The sequence below is a fragment of the Paenibacillus ottowii genome (genome assembly GCF_006874425.1).
Taxonomy (GTDB): domain Bacteria; phylum Bacillota; class Bacilli; order Paenibacillales; family Paenibacillaceae; genus Paenibacillus; species Paenibacillus ottowii.
On the sequence record NZ_VIJZ01000017.1, the window covers coordinates 13,580 to 30,576 of the forward strand.

Here is a 16,997-nt window from a genome sequence, read left to right on the forward strand (position 1 = left end):
AAATGCGGCGGTGCCTTTGTTCATATAACATATTCATGATCAACCTTCATTCGAGCTTGAGGTAGGACTAATAACTTGTGTACCGTTCTGATATTTGCGAAGAACGGAAATTTCGACACGACGGTTTTTGGAGCGTCCTTCTCCAGTTTGGTTGCTTGCCAAAGGTCGATACTCGCCATATCCGATGGATACAAACTTGGTTGGATTGAGCTGCGGATTCAGCAACAAAATACGCAAAAAATTAAGCGAGCGTTTGGCACTCAAATCAAAGTTGGACGGGAACTGACTATTGGAAATAGGTACATTGTCTGTATGGCCGGATACGATAACATCATAGCCAGGGAACTGTTGGAGCATGCTGGAAATGGACTTGGCCAGCTTCCTTGCCTCCGGCTTTACTTCGGCCTGCCCGGATGAAAACAGGGCATTATCACTAATGGTGATCATCAGCTGGGACTGGTTCAGCTTGGTGTTCAGCAGAGTGGACAGACCGTTATTTTGAATGTATTGATCCATTTGTTTTTTAAGCTTCTTTAAATCTTCTTCTTCCCGCTGAGCGAGTTGCTTCTGCAGATCAGAGGTAGAAGTGGCTTTCGATTTTAACGGTTGTGTTACTTGTTCTTTATTTTTGCCCATATCCATCGATTGTGATGACGGATTCGCGGCTGAGTGATCCAGCACGCCCGTACCGCCACTAAAAGCTGAACTTAGGGATTGAGCCATAGTTTCGAATTTTTTGGCATCGAGCGAGCTCATACCGAATAAGACAATAAAAAGAGCCAACAGAAGGGTCATTAAGTCGGAATATGGCAACAGCCAGCTTTCGTCAGCATGCTCTTCGTGCGGTTCATGTCTCTTTTTACTCACTGGAATCGCCATCCTTCTGGGTCATTGTAGCCCGTTCGGTCGGAGTCAGGAAGATCGTCAGTTTCTGACTGATGGCAATCGTAGATATCCCCGATTGAATGGAAAGCAGACCTTCGACCATCATTAATTTAAGCTCGACTTCTTTTTTGGATAACCGTTTCAGCTTGTTGGACATCGGATGCCACAGGACATAACCTGTAAAAATACCGAGCAATGTCGCAATAAAGGCTGCTGCAATGGCATGAGAGAGCTTTTCCATGTCACTAAGGTCGGCCAGAGCGGCGATCAGACCTACAACCGCACCAAGTACCCCGAGTGTTGGAGCATACATACCAGCTTGGGAGAAGATCAGTGCACCAGAGCGATGTCGATCCTCGGTAGCGTTGATATCCTCCATCAGAACGTCCCGTACGAATTCCTGATCATTGCCGTCAATAATCATTCGCATGCCGCCACGCATAAAGGGATCGTCGATTTCCTCTACCTTGGATTCCAAGGCGAGCAGACCCTCACGACGGGTAATGGATGCCCACTCGGTAAACGTACCGATGAGCTCTTTGCGGTCTAACAGTTTTTGTTCGGTGAAAATAACCTTGAACAGCTTCGGAATCCGTTTGATTTCTGCCATCGGGAAGGCCATAAATATACTCGCTGCCGTTCCGACGAAAATAATCATGTAAGCAGCGGGGTTGTTGACCAGATTGACGACCGGAGCGCCTTTTAAGATCATCCCGACAACCAGTGACAAAATCCCGAGCACAAGTCCGATAATGGTTGAAATTTGCATGATACACCTCATCCATGAGAATAGATTTTGAATCCTTTCATGCCGCATGGGTCATCCTTGCCCCAAGCGCGTCATTATGAGACGGATTATAGTATTTATCGACAAAACTCTCTTTTTTGTTAAGGGCGAATTTCCGGTATAATAAGGTGATTGGGTATTGAATGGCTGAACCACTGGAGGAAATAGCATGGGAGTAAAGCATGGGCGCGAGTATGAACAAATTTTGAACGATTTGACAGAGGCTGTGGGACGCATCCCAGATAGCTATGAATTTTTTGAAATGGAAGCAGAAGATTGGGACAGGCTGGACCCGGCGGGGCGTCAGGAGGTCAGTGAAGCTTTGGCAGAAGACTTATTTTATGCACTGGGTACAGAGCCCATTATCACTGTAGGTAGCGGTGTTGTGATTTATGAGCCGGAGCAGCACCGGATTTATGTACTCATTGGAGATGAGGAGCTGACGTCGGTCCCTTTGATCTAAAGGACGTCTGATGGATTTATCAACGGGGCCGTGGTAATATGTACACCAATATATCGTAGTTTTGGCCGCATGAAGCGGCTGAAAGGCTTCCGTATAAACGGGGAGGAGTTCGTAACATGCCTTTTACACAAGAAGAGATTGAAGCACATCTGGAGAAACTGGAGGGCTGGGAACTGGAGGAAGGACGATGGATCGTTCGGAAATACAATTTTTCCAGTTTTATGAAAGGTATTGCATTCGTGGATGAAGTTGCCGCTATATCTGAGGCATTTAATCACCATCCATTTATTACGATTGATTACAAGACCGTGACTCTGCGTTTGACCTCTTGGGACGATGGCGGTATTATGGCTGTAGATATTAAAGAAGCCCAACAATATAATGAAGCTTTTGAAAAAATGCGCAGCGGTCATTAAGTTTGTAATGATCTGTCGTATATATGCTAAGAGCGCCTTCGCTATACAACATCGCGGTTGTATAGCGAAGGCGCTTTTATTTATAGAGCCCGGTTCTAATGTTCAGGACGATATACCATACAATGGAACGGCTTTCTGCCATCTGGAGTCTGGCGCTCATAGGTATCGGTCAGCTCGAATCCAGCTGCCTTATAGGCTCGAATAGCCCGTTGATTCCACGTGAGCACCTCTAGGTCAATCTCATTCTGCGGGTGGCGTCGTCTGGCTTCCTCGGCAATGGCCCGGACAAAGTCGGAGCCTGTGCCGTGTCCGCATCTTTCAGGACGCATTCCAAGACCCAGCCGGGTCACACCAACCATAGGAAAATATTGGGCAAATCCCGCCAGCTTATTCTCTGCGTCCAGTACGGCAACATATTGCTCTTGGCGAAGCGTAGGACTCCCAAATTCGACTTCAAGTGCCTTCATTTGTTCCCATGGAAGCCAGCCATATATGTTGTAGGGGGGATCATAGCGCCACTCACAGATTTCAGCCGCTTGATGCTCGTCCATCGGCACGATCCGGTAGTTGGATATTGAGGCAGGCACTTTTCCATTCCTCCTTTTGCGTACTTCAATCATTAACAACAGATTGTAGACAAGTTAAAGAGGAATGGCAAGCGTGTTTATTTCGTACCTAAGTCGGGTATACATTCAATAAGAAGGAATTTACCGTTCAATGCTCCCCCAGCGGTGACGGTAAAACCGACGATGTTCGCTAACACTGAAACCTTTTGAGGCGTCAGTTCGTCAGTATTGATAATCATGGCTGATGTAGTGGACATAAAAAACCGCAATTCGATTCCGGCCAGAATCAAATTGCGGCTAGGGTTAGCTTGCTGTGCGGTGGTTATTCTACGTTGTCGTCATCAGGAATTTCTGAAGCTACAGAATGGTAAGCGTCTGTGCTCATAATTCTTTTTGCACCGACAAAACGGTTAGCGTAATAATTTTCGTTCAGTGAGCTAACTACTACACCACGTGAAGTCGAGGAGTGGGCGAATTTCCCTTCACCTACGAAGATACCTACATGGGAAATGCCTCTTCCTGTGGTGTTGAAGAACACCAGGTCTCCTGGTCTCATTTCATCACGGGATACAGAAGATCCCATTTTGAATTGTGATCCAGATTGATGCGGCAGTTTAATTCCCAGTTTGTTGAATACATACATTGTGAAGCCGGAGCAATCGAATCCCTCGAGTGTAGTGCCTCCGCTTCTGTAGCTCGTTCCTTTGGCATCTTGGATGACCTGGTCCATCTTGGAGTCTGCGAATGCACTGCCGCCACCGAAAGTAAAGGATGTAAAGGCAATGGCGAGACTCATAGCTGCGATCGTTAGCTTCTTCTTCAAAAAAAATATACCCCTTCCAATTGCCTGCGAGGTTAGCTTAAGGATTCGGTAGAAGGTTCCCCTATGACCACTCTGTTGCGAGATCAATTCACCCAAACTGGTTCCCCCGCTTCCTAGGTGCCAGGAATTAGGCTTAACTTAAGATGTGCACCTTGGAGAGCAGTATTCACGACAACGATGTTTTTAAGATAAAGGTTACAATAAAGATTACAAAGTTGTTACTATCAGTTCACTGCGATTATTGTAACAAAGACAGCAGGCTTTGGCAAATGTTTCATCGCAAAAAGTTACAAAAAAAAATCTGTTCCTAACATCGTAGGAACAGATTCTGTTAACAGTATTCAGTTATGTGTCGTGAGGACGGGGAAGAAAAAGTTTTTTTCGACAGCTGAAAATGCAGAAGATAGCATAAAGAGAGGGGTTAACTCCTGCTGGAGATATCGATATGCCATAGTCGGTACTGTGAACTGATATGCCACAGCCTGACTAGACTGGTAACAAAATGATACGATTGCTGGAGAATCAGCGCCAACATACCAGTCCAAATCATCGCCACGGTGCCAAATAGACCGAAGACCAGCAGCACACAAGCACCGAGCAGCAAGGATACGCCGACAGCGGGAAGAAGCTGGCGAAAGAAGGCGAGCAGGGACGATAGTACGGCGTGACCACTGACTGTGCCCAATTGCATATACAGGATGCACTGCCGAATGAACCACCCGTAAGCCATCCACCCCATGGCATAGGGCAACAAATGCAGCAGGTAAGAGGAAGATTGCAGGGTTCCTGCTACAATAGGATAGAGTCTTGGTACCACCCAAAAGGCGGGGAGCAGCAGCAGACCCAACTCGATGATGTAATACAACAGCGATGACATACCATGCCGTTTCATCCCTTTGAAGAAGGACAGGCTTTGCGGTTCAGTTGCATCGGTATACAGGCTTTGATAGATGCCGGCTCTAATAAAGGGTGTGATCAATATACGCAATACGGTTGCCCCTAGTAGTATCCATAAATATACGTGCACTTCTCGGCTGTCCATCAAGGCGATCTGGCCCTCCATCCAAAACAAAGTCCTTCCCAACTCGTTTTGGCTCTGATCCGGATAACGAAGCAGCAGCGGGATGACAGCGGACTGCACCAGCCGATAGAGAAATACCCCCCACAGCAGACGATATAGAAATAAAATGATAACGATATAAAAGCGTATGCGCACTAGCGCCCAGCCTTCTTTTATAACAGTCCGCATCTATAGACACCTCACCATGACAGACTTCCAAGCAGTGTCTCCAACAGCTTGGTTACACCTATACTCCAACGGGTTTGTTGTTTTTCGTTCAATTCAGCCTTCAGGTTATTATTAATATGCTTGTTCTCCAAGGCAATAGTGTATAGAGGATCGACGGCTACAGAGGACACGGGGGAGCTGCTTTTGAGTCGAAAGGTTGTACTTTTGCCCGTACCGTCCCATGCCTTGAATATCGTTGTGCCATCCTTGAAAGTAAATTGAACAGGAATCTTAGGATAATCTGCTCCTTTTTTGCTGAGCGTCACGACTGCTTCATATCCACTCTCCAACTTGCGGTTCATAATGCGATCGACAGAGAAGTCCGCCATCTGGCCGTCATATACATACTGTTCAAAATAGTGGCTCCATGAGCGTCCAGTCACCCTCTCCACAACACGCTGAAAATCCTGTGAGGTCGGATGCTTGAATCGGTACGTCTGGACGTAGGTCCGCATAATTCGGTCCATTTTCTTCATACCCACCTGACGTTCAATGCCTCGTAGTACCAACTTGCCTCGTGAGTAGGCATTCTGTGCATACTCAGCCGCTGATCCGTACTTCCAGGACTCGCGGTTTAGCGGCTGCGGAGAAGCTACCTGTCCCGATTGTAACGGCAAGTTGGGGATAAGCCCATATTCTTGCTCCATGAGCCGTTCTTCTGCATAGGAGGTAAAGCCTTCATCCAGCCAAGGCTCCTCAAATTCATTGTTGGCTACCATTCCGTAAAAATATTGATGCCCAATCTCATGAACCAGCGTCCGTTCCAGATTATAGCCGGGGTTCAGTTGGTCCGCAGCTGCGGCCGTGATCAGTGTCGGATATTCCATACCGCCGGCTCCACTGCCTGTTTTAGGTGGAACGACGATGGATAGAGTGGAATATGGGTAAGGCCCGTACCATTTGCTATAGTACGAAAGGGCAGCCTTGGCTGCGCTCATGTAACGTCCTTTGAGCTCCTTATGAGATGGGTCCAGATAGAGCTTGATTTTGACACCAGGAATCTCAGTGGAAGAAAAGGGTTCTTCTACAGCTACAAAGTTGGGTGAAGCAGACCAGGCAAAATCGTGTACATCATCGGCGTAAAATTGATATATTTTCTGGCCGTTCTGTCGTACCGCACCACGGGTGGGAAATCCGGTCGCTGCTACGATGTATGTTTCAGGCACTCGAATCCGTATGCTGTAAATTCCAAAATCGGCATAGAACTCGGAGTTGCCATGATACTGATGGAGGTTCCAGCCCTCCTCGGCGCGCCCACGTTGTCCCGCGGTCTCATAGACGCTGAGCTTTGGAAACCACTGTCCAGCCATTACAAAATCATCTGTCGCACCCATACGAGCGAAAATGCCAGGCAGTTTGACTTCAAACTTCATATATAGTGTGATTTCTTCGCCACCTCGCACCGGCTTGGGCAGACGCACCTTCATGAGTGAACGGTCGCTTGCGTTACCATCGTCTGGTTGTACATATTGAGTACGGTGCATGAGAGATAAACCGTCTTCTGTTTTTAGTTCAGTCAGCGTCATGGAGCCAAAGCCGTCTTTGGGCATGGTGTCTCCGCGCAGCTTTCCGCCGGATTCCTTCATAAAGGTAGTTTCCATGGAAGAGAAGGCATTTGGGTATAGATGAAGATACAGATCATTCACAGTTTTCTTGCCCGGATGCTTCCAGGTCAGTGTCTCAGTGCCTTGCAAAACTCGTCCTTTTTCCAGAGATACATCAATGTGATACTCTACCACCCGCCTGCTGAGAACTTCCGTAGCGGGCTGTGGAGGGTTTTTGGGCAGGTCGGGCAGGATGTTGGCCCCTAGAGACTTGCCCATATTTGGCGTAAGCGCAGACTCAGATTCGGAGTCGTATAGTGGTTTGCCTGCGGACAGAGGGGTGGATTGCGATTGGGGCTGCCATGCAAACCATAACGTTCCTGCTAGAAGTCCGAGGGCTAGTGTGGACAATAAAACGATTTTGGCGCGTGCTGGGGTCATACAATGGATACCTCCCGTTGACAAGCATCTACAGCATGTATATGTTTGCTTTCAGGAGATTATTAGTTAAAATATTTATAGTGTAGAATGAGTGTGAAAACGGAAATTGGAGGCCTAGTGACACATGAGTGAAAATCAGCCGGACGGCAAAAAGCAGATTGCACTGAATATTGTCAGTGGCAAGAGTAAACATAAGGGCTTCGGCGCAGGCTCAATCGACCTGAACAGCATGTCCCCGGTCATCATTGACCGAGGCGAGGCGAAAATTGATATCGGTGCCATGCATGCCAAAAGTAAAGTAGAACGTGGAATCAAGTTCTCTACGAATAAAGAAGATGTACCGAACGGACGCCAGGTATGGCTGGTATGGGTAGCTGTGGATCGTACGCCCGAAGGACGTATGTACGGTGGCGCGACCGCCTGCGAGATGCTGATTGATGACGAAGCCAAACGGGGATGGAAAATCCTCGCTGATCATGTTAACCGTATGGATTACGCACTCAAGCGCCGTTTCATGCTGGATGATCTCAGCAGCGAAGATAAAGCAGCGCTCAAAAGCCTGCTGATTTCGCATAACCCGGAATGGTGGGACGCTTCGCCTGAGGAATTGAAGCAGGCGCTAGAAGGGTAGGCCAGCTTTTACACAGTAAATCCTATGAGAAGCAACCCGATTGGAATCTTTGTTTAAGCTTTGCGAAGCCTTCAATTGGTAGCTTTCAGAGCAGTCGGCAGTAAGGTTCAGGAGTAGACCGATACCTTGGTTGGGGGCGGTCTACTTCTTTTTCATGTAGGTAATAAATATGTAATTATGAATTGATAATTCCTTGACATCATGGAAAGGCATTCACTATAATTCAAATAGAAATCGGTTTCACCCCGGTTTTATTAAAGTATTTTGTGGAACCGGTTCCTAAGAGGGTATAGTTATTTCCTATGGCTGTTTATGAATGTAATCTCTAAATAAGGTGGCATCGTTATGTTTAAATGGTTGAAAAAGAAGGCGGCTCCCCGTATTGAAGAATTCGACATGGTAGCGCCGATTAAAGGAAAAGTGGTCTCCCTGGAAGAGGTTCCAGATCCTGCGTTCTCTACGAAAGCTATGGGCGACGGCATCGCTATCCAGCCGTCTGAAGGCAGGGTCACTGCTCCTTTCGCAGGAAAAGTTGCTCATGTCATGGAAAAAAGCAAGCACGCTCTGATCATTGAGCATGAATCCGGCGTACAAGTGTTGATACATGTCGGAATTAATACCGTCTCCCTCAAAGGACAGGGATTTAATCCTCATGTTCAAGTAGGAGATAGCATTAAAGCTGGACAATTATTGATGGAGTTTGATCTGGATGCGATCCAGCAGGGTGGACTGCCTGTAATTACTCCGGTCATCGTTCCAGACGGGCAGGATATGATCAGTCATGTGGAAATACTGGATCATTCATCTGCTTCTCCAGATGTACCTGTATTAAGGGTTCATTTAAAAGCATAGCTCTCATTCAGAAAAGACTAATCAGGAATTCCTGGTTAGTCTTTTCTTTAGATGATTCACTGACTGGTCAAAGGAAGGCCTTCGATAAAACGGGCTAATACTTGAACTGGAGATGGAGAAGCCCGTTTATATTTGCTAAACTACCAATACAATAATTATTTGTGAATTTATAAAATATTTGCGTGGCGGTTAGGAGCGATGACGTGAAGAAAATTTATTTTGTTAGACATGGCCAAGCAACCGGACAGGAACCAGATGCCCAACTCACCGATGAAGGTGCCCGACAAGCTGAGCAGTTGGCTGATTTTATGGAGAATATAGGTGTGGAATATATTGTGTCCAGTCCATGGAAACGAGCCGTACGAACTATTCAGCCCTTGGCTGAGCGTAAACAGTTGCAGGTGTATACTGATCCACGTCTTCAGGAACGTGTATTAAGCCATGAGCATCTGGATCATTGGCTGGAAGTGCTCGAACAGACATATCTGGACGAGGACTTGAAGCTAGAAGGAGGAGAGTCATCCCGTGAAGCAGCGAATCGAGTAATCCAGCTTATTCAGGAGCTTGTAGAGCGGGCGGAAAATACGCTTATTATTGTAACTCATGGAGCTTTACTATCTCTTCTCATTCGATATTATGACCCGCAGTTTGGTTTTGAAGAATGGAAAAAACTTTCCAATCCCGACGTGTATTTGCTAGAACTGAATGAAGCGGAAGCTAAGATTCATAGAGTGTGGAGTATAGATTGGAATAAGTAGGATAGGTTCACTATAAGTACAGAATGGTTTCAAAAGGGGAGATGTATATTGAATACAAATCGTTTTGTAGAATTAGAAAAGGCATTGTTTCAGGCCTGGTCTTTGGAGTCTAGCTCTAAATGGACAGCTAATAATCCTGCAGCCGGACATTGTGGAGTCACAGCGCTCGTCGTTCAAGACAGGCTTGGCGGTGATATTTTGAAGACATGGCTGGATAGCAGCTGGCATTATTACAACCGAATCGGTGAGGACATTATAGATTTCACGGAGTCGCAATTTTCAAGCCTTCCACAGTATCAGCATGTACAATCCAACCGGGAAGAAGCCTTTTCAGACACCAATGCAGAGCAGTATGCAGCCTTGAGCCGGAGATTAGGGGAAACTCTTAACGAAAAGGTATAGGTGTAAGTAAGATATCTCCACAGAGAAAATTAGCCTCTAGACTATAAGGAGGGAGTATGATTAACAAATATATAGTAGTTGCGGTGATCATCCTAGCAATTGTGTGTGGCTTGCTACTGAATTCTTCTAAACAAAACCCAATACCATTGGACCAACAGACATCAACCCCACATAGTAAAAAGTATTCAGGCGAGAAGTATGTGGCAAGATATAGTTATAAAAGGGTAGATGATCAAAAGGCTGTATTGATGACATCCAATATTCTTCATGCTACATCGCTGGAGGAGGAGAGCAGTGCTCAGTTTAGAGGAGCGCTAATTACTTTATTTGGACAGCCTCAAAGGACATCGAAAGATTTGGAAGAAGCTTATGGGTACATAATTAAAGCGACAAATTCGACTGGACAGAGCTGGATATTGACTGCATACGAAGGACCAGGCGGTCCTGCTATAGGGGGAGATACTGAGAAAGACTCTATAACAGAAGTTGCGCAGGATCTGTTGAATCTGATTGAAGCTACAAAGCCCGCAAATTTCGAAGCTGAGGGCTATTATGAGGATACAGGATCTACTATTCGTTACGGATGTAAGAATCAAGTCTGCTATTACCGTGAAAGCACTACAGAGCAACATGCAACGTGGGAGTAAAATGACGGAGTGAACAGTAAAATACCAGAAGTAGATCGGTACCTAGTTGAGGGCGGTCTACTTCTTTTTCGTGTAGGTGAGTATTATTGCTTACGAATAAAACTAATGCAGCCAGTGGCTGGGAACGCTTAGAGACGAGGGCAGTTTGGTTTTGCCATTGCCTTTAGCTGAATTTAGTTGCGCTTGTGTAAGAAAGATACTTCCTTCCAGATTAGCCCCACTTAAATCAGCATCTCTAACATCTGCCCCGATAAGGTCAGTCATGCCTAAATCAGCCTCACGCAGATCAGCAGCAATCAGTAGAACGCCTCTCAGGTTGGCACCTCTCAGATTAGCGCCTCTTAAATTGGCCCCGATGAGGTCTCTACTCTTGATTTTTTTACTAAGTTTAGGATTCTCCACGTTTCCCCTAAATTTTCCTCGCACTAACTCACTTGTTTGTACAAGTAAATCATTGACTAGCGCCCTATGGGTGGGTACATGAAGATCTATGAGGGATTTGGGGTCTTGATCCGTAAGCTGCTCGGTTTTCGTCATTGCTTCTTGTAACTCGGTATAGATGGAGTGAGTTTCTTTTAAGCTAAGGGCTTCATTTAGGTAATAGAGCATTTCATGGAGCTGCTGCATGATGGGAAATAGATTGAACATTTCTTCGGCTATTGCCGGATCGTCTCTCCAGCTTTTTCCGTTGTATACAACTTGGGAAATTTTTTGACCTGCCCCAAAGCAATCATATACGGTACAGCCTCGCAAGCCGTTGTTTCTTAGACTTTTATGAATGCCACAGCGATAATCCGCATTTAGGTGTTGGCAGGGAGTTCCTCCATCCTTGTTAAAGGCAAAATCGGCAGATTTGGCATAAGGCAAGGCGACACAGCATAAACCAAAACATTTTTCACAATCGCCGGTATACAATAAACACACATCCTTTTATTAGCACCTACTAAATGTAATAGTACCAAAAAAAGATGGGTTATGGTTTATTGCTAAGTAAAATAGATCAGTTACCCTTTTGCCAGATTTAATTGCCATGAAACACCGTATTTGTCTTCGACCCAACCAAATTGTTGGCTTACGGGTGAGGCTTCAAGGGGCATTAGAACTCGGCCTTCTTGAGATAGCTGATCAAACACACGATGAATCTCTTCTTCCGAATCACAAGTGACGAACAGTGATAGAGCTGGGGTAAAAGGGTGTTTGTCCTTATGGTTATAGTCTATAGCCATAAAGGTCTGCCCTTTGAGGTTGAACACGGCATGTAACACGGACCCATCTTCCTGATGAAAAATGCTGATGATACCAGATGGCTTAAAAACAGAGGTATAATATTGCATAGCCTCCTCTGCTTGACCGGGGAACATGAAAAACGTTGTGATTTTTGGGATAGAATCCTGCATCAGATCAACTCCCTCAAGTGGATAATAGATGATAACATCTTTTCTCTTTTTTAATAGAAATATTCAGGACTAGAGACGTGCTTCATAAAGAAATATAGGTGTACTCAGGAAAGGGGAGACTGGATGATGAACGCGACAGCAAAGCTTGTTGAGATGATGGGTTCAGGCAGGAAACTGGACGCCAGCATTATTTCTGCCTATGCGAATGTAGTTGCCCAATACGGAACCGTGGAGGATGCTTGGAAGTTATATTGGCTTTTTGTAGAAGACCCTGATCACTATGTCAGGGGTTTGTTACTTGGGCCGATCATGAGATGCGGAGATGTTGCTCTGGCTCAGGATATGTACGAGCGTTACGTTCGAAATCAGGCATCACCGGAACATATACCTGATGGTGTGCTGCATGTGTTAGGTTATTTAGGTTATGTGGAAGCTGCGGCTGACCTCGCCGCATGGGTGAACGGACCATATGGAGCAGCATCTGTAGATGCTTGTTTGGGACTCGTACATCTTCCATGCGAATCGTTCCGTGAACGTCTGGTGACTGAATTGGAACAAGCAGTAGATCAGCATTTATTTAATGAGTACTTGCCTCTACTAAGCTTTAAATGCACTACTGAGGATATGGTCCCGCGATTGGTGCATTGGGGAGAACGACATGCTTCCGTAGACTGTAATGCGGGAATTATTGCTGGAATTGCACTGTATGGAGAAAAGCAGAGGGACACGATTCGATCTATATTGTGGAATCCGCTCTGGGAGGCTCAGGGAACGGCTACGGGAAGTTGTGTGTGGTCTTATTTTGCGATGCAGCATGTAGGGCTGACCTTTAGCGAGCTTATTCAGGATATAAAAAGCTACGATGTATCCAAAGCAGGTGTACAGGCCTTGGAGTATCGGTTGGAAGTGTTGTATGAAATGTTGGAACTAAAGCTTAGCTATAGAGCTCGACCGATCCGATTTGCTCGTTGTAACGAGGAATCATTCGTTCAGCTCTATGGCGATTTGTTTAGCTGGTCTACGGAGCATAAGGATGACTCTATGATAGGCTGGATGAACGAACGTTTGGGATATAAGCACCGGCTGCTGGAACAGTATGATGAGCTCAGGAAACGGATCGAAATTAAAATGGTGCATGAAATAGAGCTGGAGCATGTCCGAACGGGAAATTAATCGGGCTGGGATATGAAGGGATTTGACATAAAAGGACGGAATAGCAAGTTTGGCGACGATCTAGGGATTCGCCCAGTCCACGGGCTGATGTCCCGCATAGGATACATCAGCCTAGAACACAAGGAGTGAAACACATGTCTTTACAGCCACAAGTTCCTTTCGGAACGCAACCGGGTACTCCGGGTCCATTCACGCCGTCAGGTCCTTCATTTCCACAATTCCCCGATATGCAGGATCCATTCTCGTCTCCAGTAGGTCCGCCACCAGGCCCAGGATCATTTTCGCCACAGCCATTCTCACCGCCGCCACAGGGGCCGTTAGGTCCGCAAGGCGGGCAGCAAGCTCAAGCACCCACTTCCCCACCACCATCATTTACGCCACCAAAGCCGCTAGTTTCTACATTTGCAGTTGACCCTGGAGCCATGTTTGGTTGCCTGTACCGCAATACGTTTGTATGGCTAACGAACGGAGAGCGCTTCTGGATGTACCCCGTATTTATAGGCAGAACATCCGTAGCGGGTTTCCGATGGAGTGGACGTTTTTGGTTTTATTATGGTGTAGACACTAACCGTATTGAATCGTTTAGTTGTTTTTGGTAATAGCGCAGCTTTAGGGAAGAACGGGGCTTAACTGGGTGATGGCTGATAGCACTGACAAAAGAGCTAGAATGGGCGAATGAGATAAGTGAAATAAAGATAAAAAGACTGGGAGAACGCTCATGGCGTTTCCCCAGTCTTTTTTTGCTATTACTCCAGCCACCATCGTTTAAAATTGCCCCACCACGATTTTTTTTCGGCCTGTCGCTCCGCTTGATCGGTAGGTGCCGCTGCGGGTGGATTATTCTGCCCCGATAGGGTCTCCTTCGGCTCGGTACCGCTGACGAAAACCTCCAGCCGCTTATTGGGGCTGTCCGGGGCAGCCAGCTTGCCGCTGTCCGGGTCAATATAGGCGCTGACTACGCCGTCAGGGATTGGAAAGATTTTGGGCGGCACATTCTCCAGTGCTTTTTCCGTATATTGTGCGAAAATCGGTGCCGCCCGCCGGGCATCCTGCGTGCTGATGTCCTTGCCTTTGTCATATCCGACCCAAACAGCGGTGGATAGTTCGGGGGTAAAGCCGACCATCCACGCGTCCGTATTGGTCGTGCCGCTTTTGCCGGCAACCGGGCGCTTGATCAGCTTCGCGACCCGGTTGCCAGTGCCGCCTTCCTCGAACACGCCTTCCATGAGGCGTGTGAGGACATAGGCGGAGGCGGGCTTCACCACCTGTACGGGCGCGGCCTGCGGGGCTTCGTACAGCGATCGTCCGGCCGCATCGGTGATGCGCAGCACCGCCACCGGAGCCACCTTTTGCCCGCCACTGCTGATGACCGAGAAGGCCGAGGCCATCTCGAAAGGGCTGACGGGCGATACGCCCAGCGCTAGCGAAGGCACGGGCTTGAGCTCGCTCGTAATGCCCATTTTGCTAGCGAGGTCCATGACCTTGTCCGCTCCCACCTGTAGAATGGTGCTAACGGCATAAATATTATCAGACGCCGCAATGGCGCGCCGCAGATCTATTTCGCCCAAATATTTGTCTCCAAAATTTTTGGGCTTATAAGTTTTGCGGTTGTTGTCATAGTGGAACAACGTCGGCCGGCTTTCGAATTTGGACGTACTCGTCAATTGGCCGGAATCCAGCGCGCTGAGATACATAATCGGCTTGAAAGAGGAGCCTGGCTGCCGGGTTGTGGCCAGTGCATGGTTGTATTGATTCCCGACATAGTTCGTTCCGCCGACCATGGCCTTGACATGCCCGTTCCGTGGGTCCATGGAGATTAGTGCAGTTTCCAGTCCGTTGCTATTCTTCATGCCCTCATGGACAGCCGCCTCGGCTGCCTGCTGCATGTGCATGTCCAGCGTCGTATAAATGCTCAGCCCGCCATGCTCAAGCATCGCTTCGCTAATCCCAAATTGATGAGTCACTAGCTGGCGAACGTAATCGCGGAACCAGGGAGCAGCCTCCACTGTCCGACGCTGGCTTTCGGGCCGCAGAGCCAGTATCTCATCATAGGCCTTGGTGGCTTCAGCAGGTGTGATTCTGCCGATGAGCGCCATGGAGTCCAGTACAATTTTCTGCCGATCCTTTGCGTTTTTCATATGATTATATGGTGAATAGTAGGTCGGTCCTTTCGGAATACCTGCCAATAGGGCACTTTCGGCCAAATCCAGATCCTTTGCGGATTTACCAAAATACATTTGCGAAGCCGCTTCAATGCCGTAGGCGCCATGACCATAGTAAATTTCATTCAAATACATTTGCAGCAGCTCATTCTTGGAATACTTCATTTCAAGCTGTGCGGTATAGATGGCCTCTTTGGCCTTGCGCGTCCACGTTTTCTCGTGAGACAAGTAGAGATTGCGTGCAAGTTGCTGAGTCAGCGTGCTCGCCCCTTGTGACATATCCCAGCGGGTCAGATTAACAATTATCGCCCGGCCCAATCCTTTGAAATCAAAGCCAAAATGATCGTAAAATTTCCGGTCTTCCACGGCCAGTGTAGCTGCTATTAAATTGGGCGAAATGTGATCCAACTGGACAGGGATAGACTCCTTGCCTCCGGCAGAGAAGGTGGCAATGACTTGCCCCTGACTATCGAGCAGACGTGAATTTCGATCCGTATCGGCGAGCGGAAGGCTGGTTGTGTACAAATAGGCGAGCAGAATGCAGGCGGCGATGACCGTCAGAATCGTGAGAGACATCAGTCCTTGCAAGCATCGAATCCAAAGCGGTTTACGCTTGGAGGATCGCCCGGTAGTATCGGTCATCATGCCACCTCCTTCCATAGTTGATGTTCTCAGTATAGTCAATCCGAAAGCGTATATTCATTAGATTCGCATACGTATCCATTTTAAACAAGATTAAGCCTTTAAAATGCTTTTGCAGTCCATTCGGGTATTATTTATAATGGACGGATTGTCAAGCTAAGTGCGACAGTTTCTCTGAAAAGGATTCGTGAGCGGTTCTCCAACCCAAGCATTTTCGTGGTCTATGGTTGATCAAGCGCAGAGCAGTCTCCAAGGCTTCATCCGTGATTTGCGCAAAATCTGTCCCCTTGGGAAAAAACTCTCGCAAGAGGCCATTGGCATTCTCATTCGAGCCGCGTTGCCAGGAAGAATACGGATCTGCGAAATATACCTGTAGGCCATGAGCTTCTTCCAGGCTGGCGTAACAGGCGAATTCCTTGCCACGATCTGCAGTAGCGGTTTGAAATGCACCGTCAGGGTACTGCGAGGCTACTACACCAAAAGCAATTTCCATGGACAAAGCTGTACGGTCAGGCATGGGAACGGCGGTGTACAGTCGGGTCTTGCGTTCGATGAATGTAGCTACGCAGCCCTTGCTTTTCCCACGGCCCGAGACGACCGTATCGAGTTCCCAATGACCGAAGGTTTTCCGGGAACGAACCTCTTTCGGACGCTGAGAGATGGTCTTACCCACAGCGAACTTGCCGCGTGTCTCTACAGGCTTCTGCCGTTTACCTTTGTGGCGTAGGACGGCAAGCACTCCTTTCACCAAACGGCCTGTATATAGCCAGCGATAGATGGTTTTAAAGCAGACCACAGGGTGTCCCTCTTGACGGAGTCGTTCTACGATCTGCTCGGGAGACCACGTGGCATGAAGCTTTTCTTCAATAAGGACCGACTGCTGTGGTGTCCATTTTCCGGCTGGGACGGAGGACTTACGTCGCTGGACATAGCTCTCCTGAGATCGCTCGGCACAATAGGGCTTCTGCGTTTCATTTCGACGGAGTTCTCGGCAAATGGTGGCATGATGCCTGCCCAATTCACTGGCAATGGCTCGAGCACTTTTCCCCTGCTGGTGGAGGATTTCTAGCTTGCTGCGCTCGATTATGCTAAGATGTGTGTAGCTCATGGTGGATTCTCC

The 16,997-nt window shown here is 47.5% G+C and carries 19 protein-coding genes and 1 riboswitch; of the genes, 9 read left to right on the top strand and 10 right to left on the bottom strand.

From position 1 onward, the window contains the following. Positions 1 to 39: 39 nt before the first annotated feature. Both motB and motA read right to left on the bottom strand, forming a co-directional pair. Positions 40 to 867 (bottom strand): flagellar motor protein MotB, encoded by an 828-nt coding sequence (gene motB, locus FKV70_RS24365; RefSeq protein ID WP_063212164.1) that lies wholly within the window; start codon positions 865 to 867, stop codon positions 40 to 42. Continuing rightward, on the bottom strand, positions 860 to 1,654 hold the full coding sequence (gene motA, locus FKV70_RS24370) for a flagellar motor stator protein MotA (protein WP_029514943.1): 795 nt from the start codon (positions 1,652 to 1,654) through the stop codon (positions 860 to 862). Before motA ends, motB begins: the two co-directional genes overlap by 8 nt. Positions 1,655 to 1,841: 187 nt before the next feature. On the opposite strand from motA, the gene FKV70_RS24375 reads away from it, so the two are divergent. Both FKV70_RS24375 and FKV70_RS24380 read left to right on the top strand, forming a co-directional pair. Continuing rightward, positions 1,842 to 2,135, top strand: coding sequence for a hypothetical protein (locus FKV70_RS24375; protein ID WP_142614836.1), 294 nt, complete (start codon positions 1,842 to 1,844; stop codon positions 2,133 to 2,135). Positions 2,136 to 2,251: 116 nt separating this feature from the next. Next, positions 2,252 to 2,551: a 4a-hydroxytetrahydrobiopterin dehydratase gene (locus tag FKV70_RS24380; RefSeq protein WP_063212161.1), complete on the top strand. Its 300-nt coding sequence runs from the start codon at positions 2,252 to 2,254 to the stop codon at positions 2,549 to 2,551. Between the two features lie 95 nt (positions 2,552 to 2,646). On the opposite strand, the gene FKV70_RS24385 is transcribed toward FKV70_RS24380, so the two are convergent. The 4 genes from FKV70_RS24385 to FKV70_RS24400 form a co-directional block, all read right to left on the bottom strand. After that, positions 2,647 to 3,138, bottom strand: coding sequence for a GNAT family N-acetyltransferase (locus FKV70_RS24385; protein ID WP_063212160.1), 492 nt, complete (start codon positions 3,136 to 3,138; stop codon positions 2,647 to 2,649). Between the two features lie 301 nt (positions 3,139 to 3,439). Then, complete coding sequence (locus FKV70_RS24390; RefSeq protein WP_142614837.1) at positions 3,440 to 3,940, bottom strand: C40 family peptidase; 501 nt, start codon at positions 3,938 to 3,940, stop codon at positions 3,440 to 3,442. A gap of 6 nt (positions 3,941 to 3,946) precedes the next feature. Beyond that, positions 3,947 to 4,084: riboswitch (cyclic di-AMP (ydaO/yuaA leader) on the bottom strand. Between the two features lie 277 nt (positions 4,085 to 4,361). After that, positions 4,362 to 5,189, bottom strand: coding sequence for a hypothetical protein (locus tag FKV70_RS24395; RefSeq protein WP_142614838.1), 828 nt, complete (start codon positions 5,187 to 5,189; stop codon positions 4,362 to 4,364). Positions 5,190 to 5,200: 11 nt separating this feature from the next. After that, entirely contained in the window at positions 5,201 to 7,213 is a 2,013-nt protein-coding gene (locus FKV70_RS24400; RefSeq protein WP_142614839.1) for a M1 family metallopeptidase, read from the bottom strand. A gap of 124 nt (positions 7,214 to 7,337) precedes the next feature. Between FKV70_RS24400 and FKV70_RS24405 the strand changes: the two genes are divergently transcribed. From FKV70_RS24405 to FKV70_RS24425, 5 genes are all read left to right on the top strand, one after another. After that, entirely contained in the window at positions 7,338 to 7,844 is a 507-nt protein-coding gene (locus FKV70_RS24405) for a YwhD family protein (protein WP_142614840.1), read from the top strand. Positions 7,845 to 8,189: 345 nt separating this feature from the next. Further along, on the top strand, positions 8,190 to 8,696 hold the full coding sequence (locus FKV70_RS24410) for a PTS sugar transporter subunit IIA (RefSeq protein ID WP_063212155.1): 507 nt from the start codon (positions 8,190 to 8,192) through the stop codon (positions 8,694 to 8,696). Between the two features lie 203 nt (positions 8,697 to 8,899). Continuing rightward, positions 8,900 to 9,454, top strand: a complete 555-nt coding sequence (locus FKV70_RS24415) for a histidine phosphatase family protein (protein WP_142614841.1) — start codon at positions 8,900 to 8,902, stop codon at positions 9,452 to 9,454. A gap of 48 nt (positions 9,455 to 9,502) precedes the next feature. After that, entirely contained in the window at positions 9,503 to 9,856 is a 354-nt protein-coding gene (locus FKV70_RS24420; protein ID WP_063212154.1) for a YunG family protein, read from the top strand. A gap of 56 nt (positions 9,857 to 9,912) precedes the next feature. Beyond that, a complete protein-coding gene (locus FKV70_RS24425) occupies positions 9,913 to 10,503 on the top strand; it encodes a hypothetical protein (RefSeq protein ID WP_244310842.1) in 591 nt (196 codons plus the stop codon). 102 nt (positions 10,504 to 10,605) lie between these two features. Here FKV70_RS24425 and FKV70_RS24430 read toward each other — a convergent pair whose 3' ends face one another. Both FKV70_RS24430 and FKV70_RS24435 read right to left on the bottom strand, forming a co-directional pair. Beyond that, positions 10,606 to 11,418, bottom strand: coding sequence for a pentapeptide repeat-containing protein (locus FKV70_RS24430; protein ID WP_142614842.1), 813 nt, complete (start codon positions 11,416 to 11,418; stop codon positions 10,606 to 10,608). Positions 11,419 to 11,507: 89 nt separating this feature from the next. Next, positions 11,508 to 11,900 (bottom strand): VOC family protein, encoded by a 393-nt coding sequence (locus tag FKV70_RS24435; protein WP_064795684.1) that lies wholly within the window; start codon positions 11,898 to 11,900, stop codon positions 11,508 to 11,510. A gap of 123 nt (positions 11,901 to 12,023) precedes the next feature. On the opposite strand from FKV70_RS24435, the gene FKV70_RS24440 reads away from it, so the two are divergent. Further along, positions 12,024 to 13,073 (top strand): hypothetical protein, encoded by a 1,050-nt coding sequence (locus FKV70_RS24440; protein WP_142614843.1) that lies wholly within the window; start codon positions 12,024 to 12,026, stop codon positions 13,071 to 13,073. 134 nt (positions 13,074 to 13,207) lie between these two features. Further along, positions 13,208 to 13,672, top strand: a complete 465-nt coding sequence (locus FKV70_RS24445) for a transporter (protein ID WP_082825264.1) — start codon at positions 13,208 to 13,210, stop codon at positions 13,670 to 13,672. 147 nt (positions 13,673 to 13,819) lie between these two features. On the opposite strand, the gene FKV70_RS24450 is transcribed toward FKV70_RS24445, so the two are convergent. Next, positions 13,820 to 15,877 (bottom strand): transglycosylase domain-containing protein, encoded by a 2,058-nt coding sequence (locus tag FKV70_RS24450; protein ID WP_142614844.1) that lies wholly within the window; start codon positions 15,875 to 15,877, stop codon positions 13,820 to 13,822. Between the two features lie 151 nt (positions 15,878 to 16,028). Next, positions 16,029 to 16,985, bottom strand: a complete 957-nt coding sequence (locus FKV70_RS24455; protein WP_142614845.1) for an IS30 family transposase — start codon at positions 16,983 to 16,985, stop codon at positions 16,029 to 16,031. Positions 16,986 to 16,997 lie beyond the last annotated feature (12 nt).